The 20,403-nt window shown below is 34.3% G+C and carries 24 protein-coding genes and 1 pseudogene; 6 read left to right on the forward strand and 19 right to left on the reverse strand.

Going from position 1 to position 20,403, the window contains the following annotated elements; translation table 11 throughout:
* Positions 1-187: 187 nt before the first annotated feature.
* Genes G6W43_RS08835 through G6W43_RS10675 form a run of 3 tightly spaced genes read left to right on the forward strand, consistent with a single transcriptional unit; the run spans position 188 to position 2,161 of the window.
* On the forward strand, positions 188-517 hold the full coding sequence (locus G6W43_RS08835; RefSeq protein WP_072595324.1) for a plasmid mobilization protein: 330 nt from the start codon (positions 188-190) through the stop codon (positions 515-517).
* Positions 518-564: 47 nt separating this feature from the next.
* Complete coding sequence (locus G6W43_RS10670; RefSeq protein ID WP_242040021.1) at positions 565-1,140, forward strand: relaxase/mobilization nuclease domain-containing protein; 576 nt, start codon at positions 565-567, stop codon at positions 1,138-1,140.
* A 7-nt stretch (positions 1,141-1,147) separates the two neighbouring features.
* Complete coding sequence (locus tag G6W43_RS10675; protein ID WP_242040020.1) at positions 1,148-2,161, forward strand: hypothetical protein; 1,014 nt, start codon at positions 1,148-1,150, stop codon at positions 2,159-2,161.
* A gap of 672 nt (positions 2,162-2,833) precedes the next feature.
* Here G6W43_RS10675 and G6W43_RS08845 read toward each other — a convergent pair.
* The 8 genes and pseudogenes from G6W43_RS08845 to G6W43_RS08870 form a co-directional block, all read right to left on the reverse strand.
* Positions 2,834-3,007, reverse strand: coding sequence for a transposon-encoded TnpW family protein (locus G6W43_RS08845; protein ID WP_009295461.1), 174 nt, complete (start codon positions 3,005-3,007; stop codon positions 2,834-2,836).
* A gap of 61 nt (positions 3,008-3,068) precedes the next feature.
* A complete protein-coding gene (locus G6W43_RS10890) occupies positions 3,069-3,365 on the reverse strand; it encodes an ATP-binding protein (RefSeq protein ID WP_107698022.1) in 297 nt (98 codons plus the stop codon).
* Complete coding sequence (locus G6W43_RS10895) at positions 3,366-3,725, reverse strand: ATP-binding protein (protein ID WP_009295463.1); 360 nt, start codon at positions 3,723-3,725, stop codon at positions 3,366-3,368.
* Positions 3,679-3,903, reverse strand: coding sequence for a hypothetical protein (locus G6W43_RS10900; RefSeq protein WP_009295464.1), 225 nt, complete (start codon positions 3,901-3,903; stop codon positions 3,679-3,681). The genes G6W43_RS10895 and G6W43_RS10900 overlap by 47 nt, the downstream gene beginning before the upstream one ends.
* A 201-nt stretch (positions 3,904-4,104) precedes the next feature.
* Positions 4,105-4,449 carry a hypothetical protein gene (locus tag G6W43_RS10525; protein ID WP_009295465.1) on the reverse strand — a complete coding sequence of 115 codons (345 nt, stop codon included), beginning with the start codon at positions 4,447-4,449 and terminating at the stop codon, positions 4,105-4,107.
* A gap of 811 nt (positions 4,450-5,260) precedes the next feature.
* A pseudogene (locus tag G6W43_RS10695) lies at positions 5,261-5,407 on the reverse strand (DUF3847 domain-containing protein); the annotation flags it as partial.
* Positions 5,408-5,908: 501 nt separating this feature from the next.
* Positions 5,909-6,262 (reverse strand): cupin domain-containing protein, encoded by a 354-nt coding sequence (locus tag G6W43_RS08865; RefSeq protein WP_009295467.1) that lies wholly within the window; start codon positions 6,260-6,262, stop codon positions 5,909-5,911.
* Positions 6,263-6,339: 77 nt separating this feature from the next.
* Positions 6,340-7,257, reverse strand: a complete 918-nt coding sequence (locus G6W43_RS08870) for a type II restriction endonuclease (protein WP_009495139.1) — start codon at positions 7,255-7,257, stop codon at positions 6,340-6,342.
* 199 nt (positions 7,258-7,456) lie between these two features.
* Between G6W43_RS08870 and dcm the strand changes: the two genes are divergently transcribed.
* Positions 7,457-8,566, forward strand: a complete 1,110-nt coding sequence (gene dcm / locus G6W43_RS08875) for a DNA (cytosine-5-)-methyltransferase (RefSeq protein WP_242047650.1) — start codon at positions 7,457-7,459, stop codon at positions 8,564-8,566.
* A gap of 2 nt (positions 8,567-8,568) precedes the next feature.
* Here the strand turns inward: dcm and G6W43_RS10905 are convergent, their stop codons facing one another.
* The 4 genes from G6W43_RS10905 to G6W43_RS10920 are packed head-to-tail and all read right to left on the reverse strand — an operon-like array spanning position 8,569 to position 10,415.
* Positions 8,569-8,886 (reverse strand): hypothetical protein, encoded by a 318-nt coding sequence (locus tag G6W43_RS10905; protein ID WP_428844942.1) that lies wholly within the window; start codon positions 8,884-8,886, stop codon positions 8,569-8,571.
* Positions 8,828-9,223: a DUF4368 domain-containing protein gene (locus G6W43_RS10910; RefSeq protein WP_009295471.1), complete on the reverse strand. Its 396-nt coding sequence runs from the start codon at positions 9,221-9,223 to the stop codon at positions 8,828-8,830. Before G6W43_RS10910 ends, G6W43_RS10905 begins: the two co-directional genes overlap by 59 nt.
* 6 nt (positions 9,224-9,229) lie before the next feature.
* Complete coding sequence (locus G6W43_RS10915; protein WP_428844943.1) at positions 9,230-9,457, reverse strand: zinc ribbon domain-containing protein; 228 nt, start codon at positions 9,455-9,457, stop codon at positions 9,230-9,232.
* Complete coding sequence (locus G6W43_RS10920) at positions 9,432-10,415, reverse strand: recombinase family protein (protein WP_428844944.1); 984 nt, start codon at positions 10,413-10,415, stop codon at positions 9,432-9,434. The genes G6W43_RS10915 and G6W43_RS10920 overlap by 26 nt, the downstream gene beginning before the upstream one ends.
* Positions 10,416-10,489: 74 nt before the next feature.
* On the opposite strand from G6W43_RS10920, the gene G6W43_RS08890 reads away from it, so the two are divergent.
* Both G6W43_RS08890 and G6W43_RS08895 read left to right on the forward strand, forming a co-directional pair.
* Positions 10,490-11,485 carry a Cj0814 family flagellar-dependent secreted protein gene (locus G6W43_RS08890; protein ID WP_342672232.1) on the forward strand — a complete coding sequence of 332 codons (996 nt, stop codon included), beginning with the start codon at positions 10,490-10,492 and terminating at the stop codon, positions 11,483-11,485.
* Between the two features lie 72 nt (positions 11,486-11,557).
* The gene (locus tag G6W43_RS08895; RefSeq protein WP_107916396.1) at positions 11,558-12,265 is read left to right on the forward strand and encodes a hypothetical protein; all 708 of its coding nucleotides are present in this window, start codon (positions 11,558-11,560) and stop codon (positions 12,263-12,265) included.
* An 81-nt stretch (positions 12,266-12,346) separates the two neighbouring features.
* On the opposite strand, the gene G6W43_RS08900 is transcribed toward G6W43_RS08895, so the two are convergent.
* From G6W43_RS08900 to G6W43_RS08930, 7 genes are all read right to left on the reverse strand, one after another.
* Positions 12,347-13,162 carry a cell surface protein gene (locus tag G6W43_RS08900; protein WP_194169624.1) on the reverse strand — a complete coding sequence of 272 codons (816 nt, stop codon included), beginning with the start codon at positions 13,160-13,162 and terminating at the stop codon, positions 12,347-12,349.
* 12 nt (positions 13,163-13,174) lie between these two features.
* Positions 13,175-14,356, reverse strand: a complete 1,182-nt coding sequence (locus G6W43_RS08905; RefSeq protein WP_194169625.1) for a Cj0814 family flagellar-dependent secreted protein — start codon at positions 14,354-14,356, stop codon at positions 13,175-13,177.
* 16 nt (positions 14,357-14,372) lie between these two features.
* On the reverse strand, positions 14,373-15,164 hold the full coding sequence (locus tag G6W43_RS08910; RefSeq protein ID WP_413784197.1) for a cell surface protein: 792 nt from the start codon (positions 15,162-15,164) through the stop codon (positions 14,373-14,375).
* A gap of 12 nt (positions 15,165-15,176) precedes the next feature.
* Complete coding sequence (locus G6W43_RS10535; protein ID WP_069174572.1) at positions 15,177-15,947, reverse strand: hypothetical protein; 771 nt, start codon at positions 15,945-15,947, stop codon at positions 15,177-15,179.
* 26 nt (positions 15,948-15,973) lie between these two features.
* Positions 15,974-17,107: a Cj0814 family flagellar-dependent secreted protein gene (locus G6W43_RS08920; RefSeq protein ID WP_194169626.1), complete on the reverse strand. Its 1,134-nt coding sequence runs from the start codon at positions 17,105-17,107 to the stop codon at positions 15,974-15,976.
* Positions 17,108-17,197: 90 nt separating this feature from the next.
* Complete coding sequence (locus G6W43_RS08925; protein WP_194169627.1) at positions 17,198-18,952, reverse strand: response regulator; 1,755 nt, start codon at positions 18,950-18,952, stop codon at positions 17,198-17,200.
* A gap of 106 nt (positions 18,953-19,058) precedes the next feature.
* Positions 19,059-20,210: a Cj0814 family flagellar-dependent secreted protein gene (locus tag G6W43_RS08930; RefSeq protein ID WP_194169628.1), complete on the reverse strand. Its 1,152-nt coding sequence runs from the start codon at positions 20,208-20,210 to the stop codon at positions 19,059-19,061.
* Between the last annotated feature and the right edge of the window lie 193 nt (positions 20,211-20,403).

Raw genomic sequence — 20,403 nt, forward strand, 5'->3', positions numbered from 1 at the left:
ATATTATATATTTCATAGTATTTTTAAAAAACACGCATTTTAGCGGCCTGAAGCCTATCAGATTCCTTGTTTTAGGCTGTGAAATTTTATAAAATAATCTTAAAAGATATTTAAAGAGCAAGTCTGCCAAAAATTTTATGACATAGGATTTTTGAGTGGCTTCTTCTTGGATTAGGAGTAAATTTACGTGAGTTCTGAAAAGATAAAAAAACGCAAGGTAACCAAAGTCATAACTAAAAGACTTAGGCTAAGTAATGCAGAATGGTTGGTAATTAATGATAAATTACAAGAAAGTGGCCTAACTTTCTCAAAATTTGCCCTAAGAGCTATGTTGTCTAAGCAGATTTATGCACCAATTATGAGAGAGCTTTTAGCTGAACTATCTAGACATGGACAAAACATGAACCAAATAGCTGCCAAATTAAATAGTGGGCAAAGCCTAGATAGAGTTGGTATTGAGATCATAGCGGACGATAATGATGTCTTACATAAAGTGTATGAAGCATTGGGTAAATAATATGTTGCTTGATTTACTTTGCATCAATACAAATAAAGGCACTAGTGATGCTAGTTAAATTTCTTCGTACTTATACTGGTGGTGGCCTTGGGAGCATAAATTATCTTTTAAATGAGAGAAAAGCTGCTGGAACAGCAAGAGTTATAAAAGGTGATGAAAATTTAACTAGAGCTATTATAAAAGGCATCACCTATAAACAAAAGACCTGTTTTGGTGTTTTATCATTTGAAGAGAAGTATGACTTTTTGACTGAAGAGCAAAAACTAAAAATCATTAAGGATTTTGAACGTGCTCTTTTGGGTGAATATATGCTTGAACGTACAAATGTATTATGGGTAGAGCATTCTGATAAGGATGGACGGCTTGAGTTAAATTTCCTTATCCCTAAGATAGATCTTGAAACAGACAGGTCATTTAATCCTTATTTTGCTAAATATGATCAAACTAGAATAGATCTAATTAAAAAGATCATTAACGATGAGTATGGACTATCAAGTCCAGATGATCCAGCAAAAGAGCAAACTATATTGTCTAGCAAGAAAAACATCAATCATTATAAAAATTTGGAAGAGCTCGACCAAAAGCTGCACGATCTGGTTAAGCAAGGCTATATTAAAAAATAGAGACCACATGATTGAACTTCTTAAACAAAATGGTATCGAAATAACCAGGATCAACAAAAAAGGCATAACGATCATACTGCCTACTAAAAAAACAAAAAATCGTCTAAAAGGAGGAATATACGATGCAGACTTCACCAGTGCTCAAAGACTTGGAGAACTCAGCCAAAGCTCAAGCAGAAGAATTAGAGAATTCCATGATAGAAATACACAAGCAGAGTGCAGAGAAAATAGGCGAAAACTTGAGGAGCTTATTGTTAAAAGAGATAGATTTAATCAAGAAAGATATGTCGAAAGAACTTCAAAAAACAATATCCTTGCATCACAAGGACAGATCGGTGATAATCTCGCTATCAGTTGCTACCGCACTAATTTTGGGAATAGCAATTGGCTGGGTAGTGCACGCAATGATATTAAAGGAAGAAGTAGCTTGGACGATACCAAAACAATGGAGATACAGCCAACCTACTGCAGACAAGACCCAGAGGGAATATTACATATCAATTCCAAAAGACGAAGAGATAACAGAGAACGAGCGCAGGAAATTTATATTAATGAAAATGGAGTAGAGGATGACAGCATTAGAGAAAGCATTGCTAGAAGAGAACGAGCGCTTGACCAAGATGATCGAAGACGAAAGGAACAGACACGAATTAGAAATAATGAATTTGCAACAAGACTGCGAGAAGGAGCTTGTGATATTACGGACAAATGTGACAGCGCTAATAAAGAAAGTCAAGAGCTTGAACAAAGATTGCAACGACGCCTTAACGGAATCTTTGCAGCAACAAAGAGATATGTACGAGAGTTCAATATCTTGCTTGGAAGAAAAATTAAAAAATTCAGAAGAAAAATTCCAAAATTTGAGAGAAGCATACGAGAGCTTACAGATAGAGCACAAGATGCTACAAGAATATGTAGAGAATTTATAGAGGAGCGTGAATACTCCAAAAAAACCAGCATACATCACCATGTAAGTGATGTATGCAAGGAAAAAACTCAAAGCCTAGAAGATATGTTTTAAATTTAGCGACTATATTAAGTTTATTAGACAAACCATCTCATTTATTACTTCCAAAAAACCTTATTTGTTACGTTGCCATTTTAAAAATCTACTAAAATATATTTTGCAGACCACAAAAAATAATTTAGTCTAATTATTTTTTATACTTATGGCTACCCTTAGTAAACTTAATATTTTATTAAAAATAGCCTATCCTGCATGGCCATTTTTAATTAAGAAAATATTTTTTAGCGTGGGTCAAGGGAGCGGCAAGCTCTCCTTGCGAGCCTCTATGGAGCAACAAATGGTAACATTTTGTAGCTACATAGAGTATGCTCGCCCTAATATCTGAATTGAATTTTGGCGCATACTGGAATTAAATCAGTCCCACCAAAGAATGACTTAGTAAAAGTAAATTTTTGTAATTTTTGTGATTGGCATATTTGTCACTTGTTTATTTTGACTGATAAATTTGGATAGTCAATTATTTTATGGTTACTTTAATTAAAACTTAAAAAGCAAGAAGCTAGGAGGCAAACCACGAATGATATTAGCATCTTAAGCACCAATATAAATTCATACACTAAGCAACAGCACAAACAAGGCAGGTCTGCAAATTTTAGTGATATTTTTAACCAAAAGACCAAAGAAAAGATTAGCGAGCCAAACCTGTAACAACTTGTCAAGGACTTTCTAATCATTTTTATCATTTTTTTGATGTTTTTCACTCTCAATTTCTCTAAGCATTATGCGTTTCAATTTGTCTTGCATTGTTTCAGTAGTATTTTTATTAAAATGTACAACAACTTCATAGGTAGTTTTTCCAATCTTCTTTATTGTTTTTGTTTCTGTATTATTTTTTTGCATATCATCATTCCTTTTCTTGCAATTAAAAAGCGATTAGAATTTTTTACTTTTCCAATCGCTCTCATTCATCTATTAAGTTTTGTGCTTTCTTCAGCTTTTCTTTGCTCTGTATTTTTCTTCTATCAAGTCCCGTTATCCTAAGAGGTAAACACATCTCGATTATCCTTGAATAAATCCTGCCAAGCATTATATCTTCCTGTTCTTTTTCTATATCTTTGAAATTAAGATTAGTAGTTATAATGGTTGGTCTTGCCTTTAGGTATCTTGCATTGATTACATTGTAAATTTGCTCTAAGGCATATTCTGTATTTCTCTCTATTCCAAAATCATCAAGAATTAGTAGGGTAGGGCTTGTTATCTATTCGATATATTCGTTTCTATCAAGATTAAAGCCGCCTTTTTGTAAGTCGTTTAATATCTGTGCAAAGTTCCTCATTTTTACTGTATGGCTATATTCTGTAATTATAGCGTTGGCAATAGCACAAGCTACATAGGTCTTGCCACTTCCTACATTTCCGTAAAGTAACAGTCCAACATTATCTTTTCTCATTTCTTCAAAATGTTTTACATAGTTCTTTGCTTTTTTGATGATTTCCTTATCTGTATCTTCATCGGCATTTTTAAAGGTGTAGGCTATTTGATTTTTGGATATAAAGCAGCTTTGTCTCAACCTATCTTGTTTTAACAGTTTTTTCTTGTTCAGCTCTATCTCTATCACATTTACAAGCCGTTCTGATAATCATAGGCTTATCCAACATCGGAATTACCTTACCGTCTATTCTTTCATTACAAATCTTGCAATAGATATGTCCGTCTTCTTCATAGTGAGTATCTTTGTTGTAGATAAAATCTGTCCCTTGAATTTTTGTAGTAATCATATTTTCTTTATCATTCATAATTTTAGTCTCCTTTTCTACATCAGGCTCTATAATGCGTTTTTAAGGCTTATTTTTATCTTAACCATAGTCTGACACCTCTTTTATGATTAAACCCTTAAAAACACCTTTTATAGGCTGTCGCTGTCTTCATAGTTGGTTGAATAGGTTCTATGGCTTTTATTTTGATTATTTTTCTGTGATAGCTTTTCTTTATCCTGTTCATACCAATTCATACCAATTAAGGATTGTTACATAGTGGTCTTTGTAGTCTGTGCCTTTACTTTTGATATATCTTAATAGCTTTTCAGTCATTGTATCTGTATGACCTTTCAGCCTATCTTTTAGATTTTGGTATTTTTCATCGGTTAAATGAATATTTTGATACTCTCCATAAAGGGACACTGGGGCAACCTGTTCTATTCTCCTCTTATCTAATCTACCCTTAACTATACTATGCGGACAAACGGTTGACACTTGGTTGTCATTTGGTATACCAAGATTTTCAACCTTGATATATGCTCCATTTTCCGTTTGCGTTATACTTTGCTTTTCTTCAAGATACATCGTTTCTTTTCGTCTGTCATTTCTGATGTAGTTATTTATCTTCCAATAGGTAATGACTATAACCCCTCTTTAAAAGACAATTACAAAACCTTTTGTAATTAGAATTTTTAAGTCATCATCATCTGCCCTCATAGATAGATGAAAATACAGGCATTGGCTACTTAATGGCATATCCAAAAATAAGTCGCTATCCACTATCTTTATTGAAAACATCCTTTTATCTGCCATTTTTCTCTCCTATCTTTTGTTATGAAAATGTAGCAACAAATCGTTACTCCTTTTATCTTTTAAGGAAGTCGTGTTTCACTACCCCCTTTGATTAGTACTGTCTTTGATTTAGGTACACTCCCATTTTGGGAATGTGGCATTTGTCATCTTCTTATTTTTCTTTTGTTGTTTTAGATGTCGGTCTTAAAAATACTTTTGCTTTTCTATAAACTGAATGAGCGTTTTGAAACGGTACAATAGAAAAAGCCGACTATACTTTTAACTTTTGTTGTTTCAGTATGTCGGCTTAATGTAAGCTATCTGTTTCAAATTTTTATTGTCAAGGGTGAGCGATAGTGAATGTGCTTTACCCTTGATGATAAAAAAGCGAATGAATTATATTCAGTTGTCTTTTGCCTTTAATACGGAAAAATGCTTCGGCTTTTTTCTTTGCTCCACGCAAGGGTAAAAGCACCGCAGGTCGCAAGGACACCTAAAGGGTGTATAATTGCGCCCTTAGAAAATCTAAGGGAATTACAATTATACTATGTCCTTGCGTTTCTTAGTCTTTTTGAAATGCTCTTTGCAAAATAGCCTTTATTTCTTAATTACTTTTCTCGCTTGCTCCCTCAATTAAACTTTCTAAGATTGCTCCTCGCTCTATCAATCTATGGTTTCGCTTTTTTCTTTCTTCAAGGCTCGTTTGCTTTCTGATTTTCTTTTCCTGATTTTTAAGCTGAGATAGTTTCTTTTCATATTTTTTTTCTTCTTACTTGCTTTCAATCTTTTCTTTTACTTTTTCTAATTCTGTTTTTATTGTCCATAAATTTCATCTCCTTTCAAGTTTTTTTCATAAGAAAAGACGATAGATGTTTTACTTTCTATCGTCTTGAATCTGTATTATTCAGCTCGACAAACTGAAATTTGACTTACTTCTTGTATTTCTCAACGATTATGCCTGCTACAATACCTACAATAAATCCCGCCGTAGTAACAGCCGAAAACTTAAACTTACCCCAAAGAGAAGGAAGCGCAGAAATCGCAAGTGCATACCAAAACAGATTACTACTGAGCAACCAACCATATAAATAACTATGCTCACCAGTTGAAATATTAGTAAATAGCCAACCAATCAAGTTGCTCTCACCAATATATCACCAGATATACAGCTATGTATCCCAATGTTATATAAACATTTTTCTTTCTCAAGTATAATCACAATCCTTTGTCAAACGGGAATTTTATTTTCCTGTCACTCGTTTATAGGATCATAGTCGGAAGGGACAGGTGCTACTATACTTACAAAGATGATATCCTCATCTCCAGTATTTTTTGCTCCGTGGCAGGAGTCTTTCTTCGATACTATGACATGGCCTTTCTTGAATGGAACCTCTTCATTAGGCTGGGGGTAGAATATTCCCTCTCCCTGAAGGACGATCCATATATCGTCGGAATTGTGGTGATAGTGCTTTTGCAATGTCTGACCGGGTTTGATAACCCAGACCGATCCGCCTGTAGATTCTGTCTGATAAAACGGTGTTCTGACAGCCTTTTCCGGATCCTCTTTTTTTACAAGGTCCATGCAATAGATTCTCTGTTCGCTCATGATTATTTGCTCCTTTGTATTCCATAGTTTAATCGAAAAAATGCGATTTAATGATATACCGACAAATTCTAATTTGTCTACTTCTTTATGTTTTTTAATCTCTCATCATAATATTCTTCTACAAATTTATGATTTTGGTGTTTTTCAATTTGCTTAGTGATAAGCTCTATCATTTGCTCATTTTGTTCTACTGTGTAGTTGAAATTTTTCCAATGAGAAACATTGTCTAAACATATTTCAACCAACTTTTCAAAGGTTAATACCCTTTCATTATCGGAATAATATGTTTCTTTTATATTTTTTGTTGTTGTAACTTGTATATTAGCCTCATATAGAGTGTTCAATACATCAGAGCTAATAGAAGTATCAAGAGTTGCTAAAAACATTTCTCTTGCACCTGTTCTTCCCATTTCTTCAGGTACTTCTTGCCATCTTTCTCTTAATGTGGTTTTTGCACTAATTAAGACAGTATTTCTCTTATTTACAATGTATTCTAAAACACCCGGAGAAACTAAATCTACCAATTTACCAAGACCTTTATTGACAAACTCTTGTTTACCTATATTACCTTGACTGTCAAGTGGAATCCCTGCACCAATCAAAATGAGTTCTATAATACTTTCAAATTCTTTACCTGCTCTACTCCTCCTACTTTGAGTATTTGACAAAGTCAAAGCATATATATGTTCCGGAAATTCTTCCACAAACCAAGTAATTGCCTCTATTGGTGTAAGAGTTTTGATATACTCATCATCAACTAACTCTTTTAGCATTTTTGAAGTAAAGTCTTTTTCTAATGGCTGAAATTCACTCCAACAGCTATTTCTAAGTTTTTCAACAACTTCACTTGCATTACTTAAAAAGAATTCTTTAGGGACTTTGTCGTATCCTAATGTAATAAAATTATCATAAACTAAGTCATAAGGCTGTTTAAAGCCTTCTTTCCTTTTTTCTTTAACTAAGTTTTTATATTCATCAAGAGAAATATTTGCCATAACTCTTTTCCTTTCTTGAAAAATTTTCTTCTATATGGTACAATAGTGTCAAATAGAGGACAGTTAGTCCTTGAAATAACATATATAAATATAAACTTAAAATAACATATATAAAAAGGAGAATATATATGAATATTATACCAAAGTCATAGATAATTCCCCTGCTATTTTAATAAAAAATAAGCGTATCAGATTACAAATGACTCAAAAAGAATTAGCTGATGCTGTTGGTATGTCCAAATTCGGAGATAGGACAATTCGCAGATGGGAAAATGGAGAAAGTCAGCCATCGTCCATTGAGCTGAAACATATTTTATCATTTCCTGAAAAAGTACCTTTCCCCAATAATGAAAATGCCCCCTATAAAATCATTGATTTATTTGCCGGAATTGGTGGTACAAGGCTTGGATTTTACCAAACAGGTAAAACAAATGTCGTATTCAGTAGTGAAATTGATAAATTTGCAGTAAAAACATATAAGGCAAATTTTGGTGAAACTCCTTTTGGAGATATTACAAAAATATCTGAAAAAGATATTCCTAATCATGATATTATTGTCGGTGGTTTTCCTTGTCAAGCATTTAGTCAAGCCGGTAAAAAGCTTGGTTTTGAAGATACTCGTGGAACATTATTTTTTGAAATTGCAAGAATTATTAAAGAGAAACGACCTAAGGCATTTCTTCTTGAAAATGTCAAAAACCTAAAATCTCACGATAAAGGTCGTACCTATAAAACAATAGAAAAAACATTAAAGGATTTAAACTACGATGTTCATTCTATTATACTTAAAGCAAAAGACTTCGGTGTTCCACAAAATAGAGAGCGTATTTACATTGTTGGATTTGATAAGGATAAAATAGATAACTATAAAGATTTTTCTTTTCCAATTCCTCCCTGCCCAGATGTTTCTGTGGGAAATATTTTAGAGCAAAATGTTGATACTAAATACACCATTTCAAATGCACTTTGGCAAGGTCATCAACGACGAAAGAAAGAACATAAAATAAAAGGAAATGGATTTGGTTACACATTGTTCAATGAAAACAGTCCTTATACAAATACATTATCTGCAAGATATTATAAAGACGGGAGTGAAATACTTATTGAGCAAAAAGGAAAAAATCCACGAAAACTAACACCTCGTGAAGCTGCAAGACTTCAAGGCTTCCCCGAAAACTATATCATTCCTGTAAGTGATACTCAAAGTTACAAACAGTTTGGTAATTCTGTTGCCGTTACTGTTATCCATGCAATTGCAAATAACATAATTGATATACTTGATACCTGTACTAAAAAAGAGATTAACTAACTTCAATCTCTTTTTTCTAACTTATTAACTTGTATACCTGCCCTTTTCAGAACCTTTAATTTTTCTTGTTTTCTCTGTTCTCTCCTTGCCTTATACCTTTCCTCATATTCCTGTTGTTTTCCATTTACTTTACGCTTTAAGTAGTTTTGATGAAGTCTATCTTTTCTTTCCTTGATTTTTCTCTCTTCTTCCTCAATTTTTAATCTTTCTTCTTCTTCTTCAGTCAATTCTTCTTTTGGTGGCTCATAGTTACCGATAAAATTAAAATATATCTCTATTTTTTTGCTTTGATGTTTGACTACTTTTTCTATTCCTTTCATGAACAATAATCTTTTCTACAAACTCATTTATCATTGTAGTTGTAAGTTCATCAAAATTTTCATATCGGCTTATTAGAGATATAAACTTTTTCGCCTTATCTGTTTCTTTTTCATATCTTAATATTGCAAACTCTAAGTCTTTAATTTCTTTGCTTAAAGCTATTTGCTCTGTTTCATATTGACTGTTAAGTATCTCATATCTATTACTTGGTATTTTTTCAAGTATCATATCTTCGTAAATACGGCACATCAATCGTTCAAGTTCCTGAAGCCTGTTTTTACTTTCCATTAATCTTATTTTTGTCTTTTCTATCTCTACTTTTTCCTTTTCTTCCATTTCATTTTAAATGGAACGGATAAAGGCTTCGTGATCTTCATCAAGATATTTTTTAATGTCTTTTAAGGTTTCCTGTATAAGGTTTAAGACTGCTTCCGCTTTTATCCTGTGAGTAGATGGACAAAACGTTCCACAGGGTACTTTCGTGTAAGCACTGCAAGTGTAGTAGGGAATATTTTTGTAATTACTTGTTCTATGAACATACATTTTACTGCCACAATCTGCATAATACATAAGGCCCAGTTAAAGGGTGATATTCTCCCCAACCATCGGGATACCTTTTTACATTTCCTCTTATCCTTTGCACATTATCAAAGGTTTCTTGGTCTATAATTGCCTCGTGGGTATTTTCAAATATCAGCCAGTTTTCTTCAGATACATATTTGCTTTTCTTATCCTTGAAATGCTTTCTTGTTTTGAAGTTTACAGTATGACCTAAATATTCCTGTTTCTTTAAGATACTTACAATTGTAGAACTGCACCAACGATAAGGATGTTCAAACACTTTGCTTTGATGTAGTCCATATCCTAATTTTTGCTGATGGTAAGCAGGTATATCTACTTTTTCACTTTCCAATATCTTTGCTATTCGATACGGACCATTGCCTTGCATGGTCAGATTGAATATTCTCCTTACTATCTCCGCTGCTTTTTCATCTACAATCCACTTATCTTTGTCTTTTTCATCTTTGATATATCCATAAGGTGGAGAGCTTGCCGTATGCTTTCCGCTTTCCCCTTTTGACCTGAATGTAGATTGTATTTTTCTTGAAGTATCTCTTGTATACCATTCATTCATAATATTTCTAAAAGGGGTAAAATCATCTTCTCTATAAAAGCTATCTACATTATCATTGATAGCAATGAGCCTAACTCCCTTTTGTCTTAAGATTTCCATACATTGACCGACTTTAAGATAGTCTCTGCCAAGTCTACTCATATCTTTTACGATTATACAACCTATTATATTACCTTGATTAACTCCGTTCATCATTGCCATAAAGCCCGGTCTATCAAACTGTGTTCCGCTTATTCCATCATCTGTAAAATGTATGATGTTGCTTAAATTATTTTTACCTGCATATTCTTCAAGGATTTTCTTTTGATTTACAATAGAATTGCTTTCTCCTTGAAGTTCATCATCACGACTTAATCTCTCATAGAGTGCTGTTATCTTTTCATAATTCCTCATTTTTACCCCCTTTCTCTTAGTTTCTTAAATAAAAAAGAATTAAGAAGTACATATTTCACTAATATAGTGATTAAGTGTTCTCCTTAATTCTATTACTCCAAGAACCAGCTAAATTTACTTATACCACTTCTTCACAAAATAGCCTTATCTCTTTAAATTTTAATGATCTTCAAGCTTATGGCTACACAGTAGATAAAGCTGGCTTTATGGGAGCTGATTTTAACAAAGCAGCAGGTTTGCCACAAGACTTTAAAATCCACAAAAGCACGCTTGATGAGCTTAGTAGATTTTCCGAGCGAAACCATGTGCTAAACCGCATCAAGAGCAAGGACGAGCAGATAAAGATCTTTGACAACATCGATATGGCTGACACCATAAAGCACTACTACAGACTATTTGATCAAATGACCTCTGCTTTAGGTGATGATAAAAAGAGCTATACCCTTGCAGATATAGGCAAACTACCAAAAGGCTACAGCACAAAAGGCACTCGCTATGATGCCAAAGGACACTTGCTAAAAGATCTATCAAGCTCCACTATCTCAAACGTCTACTCTAGCACTGATGATCTAAATAGCGCTAAGTCTCTAAGTAAAGAGCTTTCAAGTGCAGGCGTTAGGCTCATAGTAAAAGAGGTTGATTTTACGATGAGCGAGGCAAGTGATGAGTTTAGCTTTAACCCTGATATGTCGGTATATCAAGCAGATGAAGGTTACAGCAAAGAGGCTCTTTTTATGGGATTTTTGCGCAGCTCTAGACCACTGCCAAGTGATAGTGCAAAGACTAAGCTGAGCAGTGCTGCCTTAAATGATATCTCAAGCACTGGAGAGCATAAAGAGTACTTTGTGGATTTTGAAAAGGTGGGCAAGGACAACGAGAGCATAAAAGCGCTCATAAAAGAAAGACTTAAAGAGCTAACGCTTTTGATGTATGCAAGATCAAAGAACATTAGCGCAGAAAGTGTTGCCTCAAACGAATATGAGAAATTTAAGCCAACTAGCGAAGATATAAATTCTCTAGCAAATTCTTGGAGTGAGAGGATAAGTTCTATTAGCAAGACTTTTGTGTAGAGATAAGTTATATATAAACTAAATTATTGAAAGGTCGATTTACAAACTAAGAAATACAAAAGGCTTTTAAATATGATAAGCAGTGTAAATGGATTTACATATCAAAATATGAGGTATGAGCCAGCTGGAGCGGAAGAGAAAAACATACAAGCAAAAGTAGAGCAACAACCTGATAAAAATAAAATAAACGATGATAGCAATAACGCTGTAGCAAATAGCGCTCTACAGCGCATTTTTGGTAACTACATGAGTGGTATTGCAGCTGATGGTAGGATAACCATTTGGGGTAAAGCAACAGGACTTGATAACTCGATAAGCAAGGACGAAGCAAATTCTTTATTGCGTTTTATACAAGAGAGCAAGACAGGCGATTTTATGCCAATGATATCTGATGATATTAGTGATGAGCTGTTAAACTCAGCTGATCTGAGCATCAGTGAATTTAAAGAACGCTGGTTACAAGATAGAGCAAGGATGGCAGAGAAGCTAGAAAAGAGCAATGAAGTTTTTTTCGCACAAGTAGATGCTATGAATGAAGAAGCTCAAAGAATTTTAAATAATAAAAACAATGAGCCAGGCTCAAATGACATAAAAGAAGAAAATTTTAAGCCTATTCAGGGACATAGCAAAAACACTGAAACTTATGACTTTACTAAGGATGAAAAATTTTCATATTTACTTAAGCTTCAAGAGCTTGAGAGAGAACGTGGTATCGATGTGCTTCGTATCATGCAAAAGCTTGAAGAAAATGGTAAAAAGGTTGTCGATAAAAAGGTTTAAATTTATCTTTGTATTTAGTGCAAGCCGCCACTAAGTCATCCTATGACAAGATAGAGGATGATCCTCGTTTTGCTTTATCCATCAAACCATCTTATTTAAAATTTGCTTCTTATCTATCTTTTGCATAAGCTCTAAGACGTCTATGCCTCTTTTTTCTTTGAAATTTAAAAGCTCTCTTGCATAGAGAAATTTTTGATCCTTGTTTATATCATAGGTCTCATACTTCTTCTTAACCTGCATAGGTTTAAATTTCTTCTCACTTTGCTCTTTGGCTAAATTTGCATTGTATTCTTGTTCTTCTTTGATTATCTGCTTTCTTTGTTCTTCAACATCCTTTGTAGCTTTTTCTCTTGCTTTGGCAAATAAAGTCTTAAATTCATCTATACTTAGATCGGTTCTATCTAAAAGACTAAGCGACTCCTTGTTATTATTTGGATAAAGAGAAGACATAGTTTCCATAAAAGCATCAAGTTCATCTTCTTCTTCTTTTGTGCCAAGACCTATTAGTTTGCCCATCATGGTTGGTTTGCCGTCTATAGAGTTTGTAAGCAACCAGTCCATGTAATCTTGGAGTTCGCGAACTCTAAATTCTTCCATATTTTCTGGCTCTCTTTTTGCTGATAAAGCTCGTCTTTCTTGAATGGTATAATCAGACAGCATATTATCAATTCGATTTATAGTATCTGCTATCCAGCCCTCTTTGCTTTTGTCTATATCTATAAATTCTTTTATAGTTTCGCTCCATGGTTTAAAAAGATTCTTTGAGTAGTCAAATTTTTCTTCGGTAGCGTTTTTGTCTTGCTTGCCTTCTTTGGCTACATTTTCTGTTGCATTTTCTTTTTGGATAGTGTTATCTTGTATCGGTGTGTTGCTAAGTCCATTTATGCTAGTTATCATTTTAACTCCCCCTTATGCCTTTATATCAACATCTCTTTTTATACCAAGCATATCTACTAGATATTTTCCAGCTGGATTTTCATTTAGCTCTTTTACTAAATTTAAAGGTGGCATGCTAAATTTTAAAAAGCTATCCATAAAGTCTTTGCTCTTTTTACCATCTTTGTCTATCTCACCAAAGAGTAGCTTTAGCATTTTTAGATTATGCTCCATCATCTTTTTAAATGAGAGTTCGTCTTCTTCATATCCCCTACGTCTATCTTCAGGAGTGCTGACAAAGCCACTTTGTAAGTCGATATAGATAAAGTCTCTTTTAGATCTGATGTAGTCTTGCATATATTTAGGCATGCCAGCTATGTCATTATCAGTAGCATTTATAAAGCCAGGTCCAAATTTCATCTCGCCCATAAGTTCAAACAGCTCAAAAGCTCTATTAAATTCTTTACTATCTACGCTCTTATCATAGCCTTCTCTTTTGCCTTGTACTGTTGTCTCGCCCTCTCTCACATCAAGGTTATTGTTTATAACGGCTGCTATAAGTCCGCCTTTAGTTATTGAGCCGTCTTTATTAGTGTATTTCTCTCCATGCGGATCCATAAATATACCAATGACCGTGTTTTCTTTGCCGCCATTGTTGTTATTAAAGATATCAGTTGTTGGTTTTAATGGCTGTCTGCCGTCTCCTCCTTTAAAGCTTGGGTTGAAAAAAAGCGTGCTTATCATCTGCTTATTTGACTCTTTGCCGTTAAAATCAGCCGCAGCCGAGCCAAATTCATGAATGGAGTTATTAATTTTTGTTACTTGCATGCTTTGGCGGTTATACTCAAAGCCTTGAGGGAAATTTCTTATCTCATCTAAGCTAAAGCTATCTTTTGAGTTTAGTGTGTCTTCGCCAACTACTTGGGAGAGGATTTTGTAGGCATTATTTACGGTTTTTAGTATGTCGATGCTATCAAAAGTCCTTTGCATATAGTCAGACTGCGTCTCTATCCTGACTAATGACTCCAGCGTGCTTGAGTGAATTTTATAATCACTTGGAATTCCAGCTTGCTTGTTAAACTCATCTGTAAAGTAGCCATCCTTATCTACCTTGTAGCCTAAAACCTCAGAGCTCGTTTGTTTAGTGGCAACTTTGGTTGATACCTTTATGTTCTGCTCTAAATTTAAGGGGTAGCTACTAAGTGCGTTTATCATCTAATATCCTTTAAATTTAAGCCATCTTATTTAAAATTTGCTTCTTGTCTATCTTTTGCATAAGCTCTAAGACGTCTATGCCTCTTTTTTCTTTGAAATTTAAAAGCTCTCTTGCATAGAGAAATTTCTGATCCTTGTTTATATCATAGGTCTCATACTTCTTTTTAACCTGCATAGGTTTAAATTTCTTCTCATTTTGCTCTTTAGCGAAATTTGCATTGTATTCTTGTTCTTCTTTGATTATCTGCTTTCTTTGTTCTTCAACATCCTTTGTAGCTTTTTCTCTTGCTTTGGCAAATAATGTTTTAAATTCATCTATGCTTAGATCAGTCCTTTTTAAAAGGTTAAGAGATTCATCGTTATAGTTTGGATAAAGAGAAGACATGCTATCCATAAAGGCTCTTAGGTCAGCCTCCTCTTCTTTTGTGCCAAGACCTATCATCTTACCTTCTATTGTTGGTTTGCCGTCTATAGAGTTATCCCTCAGAAAATCCATATAGCCTTGAAGTTCCCAATCTATCGCTTTTTCTATGGTTTCTGGGTATTTTCCGTATAGAGCCTTTCGCTCTTCTGGGGTGTATTTGTTTGATAGCATACCATCTATTTTATCTATGGTTTTTGTTATCCAGTCTTCCGTTCCTTCTTCTATGCCGATTATCTTATCTAACCCAACACCAAATGGTCCTTGCATATAAGCATCAACTTTTGCTTTCTCTTCTTCGGCGGATAAATTTTTATTGCCGTGAGCTATGTAGTCATCTAAAATTTCTTTATATTGCATCGATCCATTGTAGGTAGTAATAAACATTTCAGTTCCCCCTTATGCTGTTTTATCCACTTTAAGCTTTGCCACTTTTTCTAAAATTTCAAACATGCTCTTGCCATTATCAAATTCACTCTTTATAAATTTATAAAGCTCCTTAAATCTCTCATCAGCTTCAAGCTTATAGGTTTGAGATTTTTTAGTAACTTGTATAGGTGTAAATTTCTTCTCTTTCTTATCTTCTTCGTTTTGTGCTTCAAGATCGTTGATAGAATTTATAGTCTCTTTTGCTAGCTCCTCGTCAAGCTCTAAACCAAAGCGCTCATTTAGTGCAAATTTAGTCCAATTGGCTTTAAACTCATCAACGCTCATATCGCTATCAAGTAACTCGGCTGTTTTTGTTCCGCCAAAGGTAAAGTCAGAGAAACCATGCTTTCTGGTATATCTTTTTATAAATTCGTTAACAGATAAAGTCTCTGAGTCACCAAAAGCTCTCTCAAGCCCCAAAGCACCGCTATCATCTATAAATTTCTTTAGCTCATCTATCTTATCTTTTGAAAAAGCGTCGTCATAGCCCATTAGCTTGCCAAGTATGCTTACTCTCGCCTCTCCTTCACCTTTTACGAAGCCAGTAAGTGAGTGATCATATCTATCGTATTCCCTTGCTTTAGCTTTATCGTCTAGGCTCATATACTTAGGAAATGTCATGCCATGACCCATATCGTTACTAAGTATCTCGTTTATATCATTAAATTTAAAGCCCATCTCTCTTGCTATGTTCTCTCTTGAGAGATAGTTAGGGGTTGAAAGATTATTAGAAATTTGCATTTTACTATCCTTAGTTTCTTTTAAATTTACGCCTTTATATCAACGTCTCTTTTTATGCCGAGCATATCTACTAGATATTTTCCAGCTGGGTTTTCATTTAGCTCTTTTATTAAATTTAAAGGTGACATACTAAATTTCAAAAAGCTATCCATAAAGTCTTTACTCTTCTTACCATCTTTATCTATCTCGCCAAAGAGTAGCTTTAGCATTTTTAGATTATGCTCCATCATCTTTTTAAATGATAGTTCGTCTTCTTGGTCGCTAAATTTATCAAGGCTTTGTCTGTGTCTTACATAATCTTGCATATAATCAGGCAGCATAGAGACAGCACCATCATCTGCTTTTGAGAAATTTACCCCATAAGCCATTTGCCACATAGCGTTAAAGGCGTTAAATGACCTTTGAAATTCCTTTGTGTTGATGTTTTTATCATAGCCGCCATATTTTCCTATCGCAGTGGTTTCGCCCTCGTATATGTCTAGGTTGTGATTTAGCACACCAGCTATGAGACCGCCTTTGGTTATAGATCCATCTTTGTTAGTGTATTTCTCTCCGTGTGGATCCATAAATATACCAATGACCGTATTTTCTTTGCCACCATTTGCGTTGTTAAAGATGTATGTTACATTTTTTGGATGTATCTGCTTGTCTGCCGCAATAGACAAAGAGCCATTGTAAAAAAGCGTGCTTATGGTCTTTGTTGGCGTATGCACAAAGCTATCTTCTACCGCAGAATACTCACTAGCACTAGCGTATCTTTTATCTACTTGCAGGCTTTGTCGATCATAAGAAAAGCCTTGAGGGAAATTTCTTATATCATCTGCGCTGAAGCTTTCTTTTGAGCTTAGTGTATCTTCGCCAACTACTTGAGCTAGCAACCTATAAGCGTTGCCAACTGTTTTAGCTATATCGATACTTTTAAAATTCTTGATGTCTGGGTCCATTATGTCGTTTGATCTGACTAATGACTCCAGCGTGCTTGAGTGGATTTTATAATTACTTGGTATGCCAGCTTGTTTATTAAACTCATCTGTAAAGTAGCCATCCTTATCTACCTTGTAGCCTAAAAGCTCTGAGCTCGTTTGTTTGGTGGCAACTTTGGTTGATACCTTTATGTTCTGTTCTAAATTTAATGGGTAGCTACCAAGTGCGTTTATCATCTAATATCCTTTTAGCTTCATACCAAAGATATCGTCTTTTTTGTGAAAAGATTTATTTTACAAAGGTTTTTAGTTTGCATAAATTTACTCCTAAACTCTCGTATCTACCTTTTTATAAAGCCTATCTTTGCTAGATAGCTCTTTAAATTTTAGGTCGTTTTCAAGATAAGTGATGTTGTAAATTTCTTTAGTGGTGATGCTTTTGCCGTTTTCAAGTCCGATTAGGAATTTACTTGTAAATTTATCAGAGAGGTTTTTAACGAGCTTTGCTCCAAGCTCTTTTAGGCTAGATATCTTATCATCTTGCTTTATGCCTATATCTTTAAAGTCAAGTCTGTTTAGTTCTACATCATTCATGCTCTTAGCATCTAAATTTATACTTGCTCTTTTGCTATCTTTGTCATCTTTGCTTATTAGCTTGCCAGTGTCACTATAAATTTCTTTTACCTCTAGCTCTCTTCCACTATCAAATTTAAGCGTGATAGTGCCATTTTTGTTTAGCTTCATAGCTATTACGCTATCTGTGTCCTTTAGAGCAGCTGCGGCCTTGCTCGTATCACTCTCAAAAGCATGCTTTACTCTTTCTAAATTTTCTAGGCTAAAATCAAGCCCAGTTGCCTTTTCAAACTCACTCTGCATAGCGATCATATAAGATGACTTTGTGGCTTTTAGCTTTGAGATGAGATCATCTGCGTCTTCTACATCATTTTCTTTTAAATTTTTGCTTATCCACTCTACATCTTTGCTGTGAGCGCTAGACTCTTTTTGGTAGTCGTTATAAAATTTCATAAAGCTATCTTTTTGATAGCCTGCGTATGAAAAGCTCTCATCTTGTTTAGACCCAGAAGGTTTTATGATAGGGCTAAACTCGCTAAGCTTTTTCTTGCCGTCAAAGCCAACTTTCTCATAGGCAAAGTTGTTTAAGCCGCTCTCTTCGTTAAATATCTTATTATCCCTAAGATCTACCCAGCCGTCTTGGTCTGCATGCTCTTTGAAAAATTTATTAGTCTCTTCTTTGTCTATCTTTTGGTAGCGATACTCGGCTGAAAATAGAGTATAAGGGTTTGAGTTGTTTAAACTAACTCTGTAATCAACCGTGTTTTTGCTAGCAAAGTCCATAGCCTCATGGCTTAAATTTCTGATATCCTTTTTAATAAAGTCGTTAAGGTTTATCTCACTTACAACTTCGCTTAGTTTGAAAATTTTCTCATTTCCGTCTTTATCGTAGCCTCTAACCTTTAGCTTATCAAAGTATTTATCACCAGAATTTATCACTCCGTCCTTGTTGCTATCAAAGTTAAATAAAAATCCATTTGCATCTAGCTTGCCTATGCCTAGTTTGTCATTATCGTCATAAAGATCCAAAAAGACCTCTACATCACCCAGTGAGGTTTTTATCGTTTTTTCATAGGCATAGTCATTTAAATTTGTAAATTTAGTATCTGCTGCCGCAATGGGCTTAATGGAAGTTTTTGAATTTATAGATGAAAAATAGGTGCTAGTTTGATCCACTTTCCTTAGCGCTGAGGCATCTTCGCCAAAGAGATATTTGTTTTCAAAGTCCTTTTTGTCCCAGTTCCTCCGCTGGATATCCACATAAGAAAAAGCATCGTTTGTCCCACTATCTGTTTTAGAATGCTCCGACTTCACGCCACTGGTGCTGGCGCTTTGGATGATAGAGTAAGTGCTATTTGAGATAAGCTTAGTAGCGATGTCTTTAAGCTCAGACTTTAAATTTGTATTGTCTAAAGTTTGCACTCTATCTACGCCAAGAAGGACCCTTGAATAGATCATATCTTTGGGTAAATTTATATTTATGGGCTCTAAATTTGGTGATATATTCATTTTAAATCCTTTTAAAATATATATCTTATATCGGCAAAAGTAAAAAATGTTTAGTAGTATGGGAGCTAAAAGGGCTTAGAGCGAATGCCTACTATGTTATATATTTTTATAGCTCTCTTGTCTTCGTCCTCTCATCAAATTCTTTTAAAACGTCCATTATCTTGCTTGCTAGCCCCTCGAGTGTTTGATCTTTTTTAAGCTCTAAATTTCTAAGCTTTAAAATCCTAGCTAGTATATCTTTTAGATCTTTCTTGCCAGATAGTATCTCATCATAATAAGCCTTTGGTATGCCTATCTCACTCCTATCTTGTTTTGTAAGTATGAGTGTGTCTCTATATACATTGCGAGCCTCATCAGTAATCCTTGTTGTGCCACCTTGTAGCACAAGACCTTGCTCGTTTTTCAAAAATGCTACAAAGATTTGCTCCTTTGTATAGCCTTGTTCATTATCATACACAGACATATCAGGCTTGAAGTCATACCCAGCACTACTAACCCACATATAAGGGATAGTATGCTCAGTTGTCATCACTTCTGGAGAGAAGTCAAGGAAATTTCCATTGACTTCTACATTTATATCACTTAGATCATTCATTAGCTTACGTGCGTCGTCTGCATCTTGAGCTGTTCTAAAGATATGAGTTATCTTTTCATTGCTTCTATCAGTTAGTCCATCTATCTCGTCACTTGTCATCCTACCCATTAGATATTCGGAATAATCTATTTTTTTATCTTTTGAAAAGTAGCCCTTTGGCATCTTTGCTAGATCTTCATTTGAGTAAAATTCTTTACCCTTACTAATAACTCCAGCTGAAATTTGATCAAAAATTTTATAGTATTGCTTGATGGTATTTGCTAGATCGATATTTGCAAAACTATCCTCTCCAAAGAGCGCATTATCTTTTTTTGTTTCCATTGAAAAATTTATACTATTTGGGTGCTTTTGATTGTGCAGCACTATCGCATCAAGTGTGCTTTTGTGGATTTTAAAGTCCTGTGGCAGGCCTGCAGCCTTGTTAAAATCAACCCCCATAAATCCTTTAGCATCTACACTATATCCGTAACCCTCTTGTGAAGTAAATTTAGCCTGATAAAGAGAGTCGATACTACTAGATGAAACAAAGTCATTTTTAGGAGTAGTGGTTTGGCTGATTGAATTTATATTTGGAGTGTTAGGCAAGAAATTTGCAAAGCCTTCGCTTTTTGTATGTTTTTGGTAGTGTTGTTTTGTTAAGATGGAGTTATAAGAGATTTTCATAGCTTACTCCTTGAATTTAGCTTCAAAGAGTAAGCAAAAGTTGTGCCGAAAATTTAAGAGTGAGATAAATTTAAGTTTGTTCACTTTGAGATAAAAATTTTATCTATCAGTAAAAATAAAAGCAAATTTATAGAAATCATCTTGTAAAATAAATCTATCCTGAAAAAATGTACCACTTTTTATAAAAACTGTA

Origin of the sequence: Campylobacter concisus (assembly GCF_015229965.1) — a bacterium.
GTDB classification, from domain to species: domain Bacteria; phylum Campylobacterota; class Campylobacteria; order Campylobacterales; family Campylobacteraceae; genus Campylobacter_A; species Campylobacter_A concisus_BD.

Excerpts from the sequence above, each read along its gene's own strand:
- G6W43_RS10910 (WP_009295471.1), bottom strand. The coding sequence starts at position 9,223 with ATGGAAGAAAAGGAAAAAGTAGAGATAGAAAAGACAAAAATAAGATTA.
- G6W43_RS08910 (WP_413784197.1), bottom strand. The coding sequence starts at position 15,164 with ATGTTTATTACTACCTACAATGGATCGATGCAATATAAAGAAATTTTA.
- G6W43_RS08845 (WP_009295461.1), bottom strand. The coding sequence starts at position 3,007 with ATGCAAAAAAATAATACAGAAACAAAAACAATAAAGAAGATTGGAAAA.
- G6W43_RS08895 (WP_107916396.1), top strand. The coding sequence starts at position 11,558 with ATGATAAGCAGTGTAAATGGATTTACATATCAAAATATGAGGTATGAG.
- G6W43_RS10915 (WP_428844943.1), bottom strand. The coding sequence starts at position 9,457 with ATGTATTATGCAGATTGTGGCAGTAAAATGTATGTTCATAGAACAAGT.
- dcm (WP_242047650.1), top strand. The coding sequence starts at position 7,457 with ATGACTCAAAAAGAATTAGCTGATGCTGTTGGTATGTCCAAATTCGGA.
- G6W43_RS10535 (WP_069174572.1), bottom strand. The coding sequence starts at position 15,947 with ATGCAAATTTCTAATAATCTTTCAACCCCTAACTATCTCTCAAGAGAG.
- G6W43_RS08930 (WP_194169628.1), bottom strand. The coding sequence starts at position 20,210 with ATGAAAATCTCTTATAACTCCATCTTAACAAAACAACACTACCAAAAA.
- G6W43_RS08905 (WP_194169625.1), bottom strand. The coding sequence starts at position 14,356 with ATGATAAACGCACTTAGTAGCTACCCCTTAAATTTAGAGCAGAACATA.
- G6W43_RS08920 (WP_194169626.1), bottom strand. The coding sequence starts at position 17,107 with ATGATAAACGCACTTGGTAGCTACCCATTAAATTTAGAACAGAACATA.
- G6W43_RS10525 (WP_009295465.1), bottom strand. The coding sequence starts at position 4,449 with ATGTATCTTGAAGAAAAGCAAAGTATAACGCAAACGGAAAATGGAGCA.
- G6W43_RS10920 (WP_428844944.1), bottom strand. The coding sequence starts at position 10,415 with ATGAGGAATTATGAAAAGATAACAGCACTCTATGAGAGATTAAGTCGT.
- G6W43_RS10670 (WP_242040021.1), top strand. The coding sequence starts at position 565 with ATGCTAGTTAAATTTCTTCGTACTTATACTGGTGGTGGCCTTGGGAGC.
- G6W43_RS10900 (WP_009295464.1), bottom strand. The coding sequence starts at position 3,903 with ATGAATGATAAAGAAAATATGATTACTACAAAAATTCAAGGGACAGAT.
- G6W43_RS10905 (WP_428844942.1), bottom strand. The coding sequence starts at position 8,886 with ATGAAAGGAATAGAAAAAGTAGTCAAACATCAAAGCAAAAAAATAGAG.
- G6W43_RS08865 (WP_009295467.1), bottom strand. The coding sequence starts at position 6,262 with ATGAGCGAACAGAGAATCTATTGCATGGACCTTGTAAAAAAAGAGGAT.
- G6W43_RS10675 (WP_242040020.1), top strand. The coding sequence starts at position 1,148 with ATGATTGAACTTCTTAAACAAAATGGTATCGAAATAACCAGGATCAAC.
- G6W43_RS08900 (WP_194169624.1), bottom strand. The coding sequence starts at position 13,162 with ATGATAACTAGCATAAATGGACTTAGCAACACACCGATACAAGATAAC.
- G6W43_RS08870 (WP_009495139.1), bottom strand. The coding sequence starts at position 7,257 with ATGGCAAATATTTCTCTTGATGAATATAAAAACTTAGTTAAAGAAAAA.
- G6W43_RS08925 (WP_194169627.1), bottom strand. The coding sequence starts at position 18,952 with ATGAATATATCACCAAATTTAGAGCCCATAAATATAAATTTACCCAAA.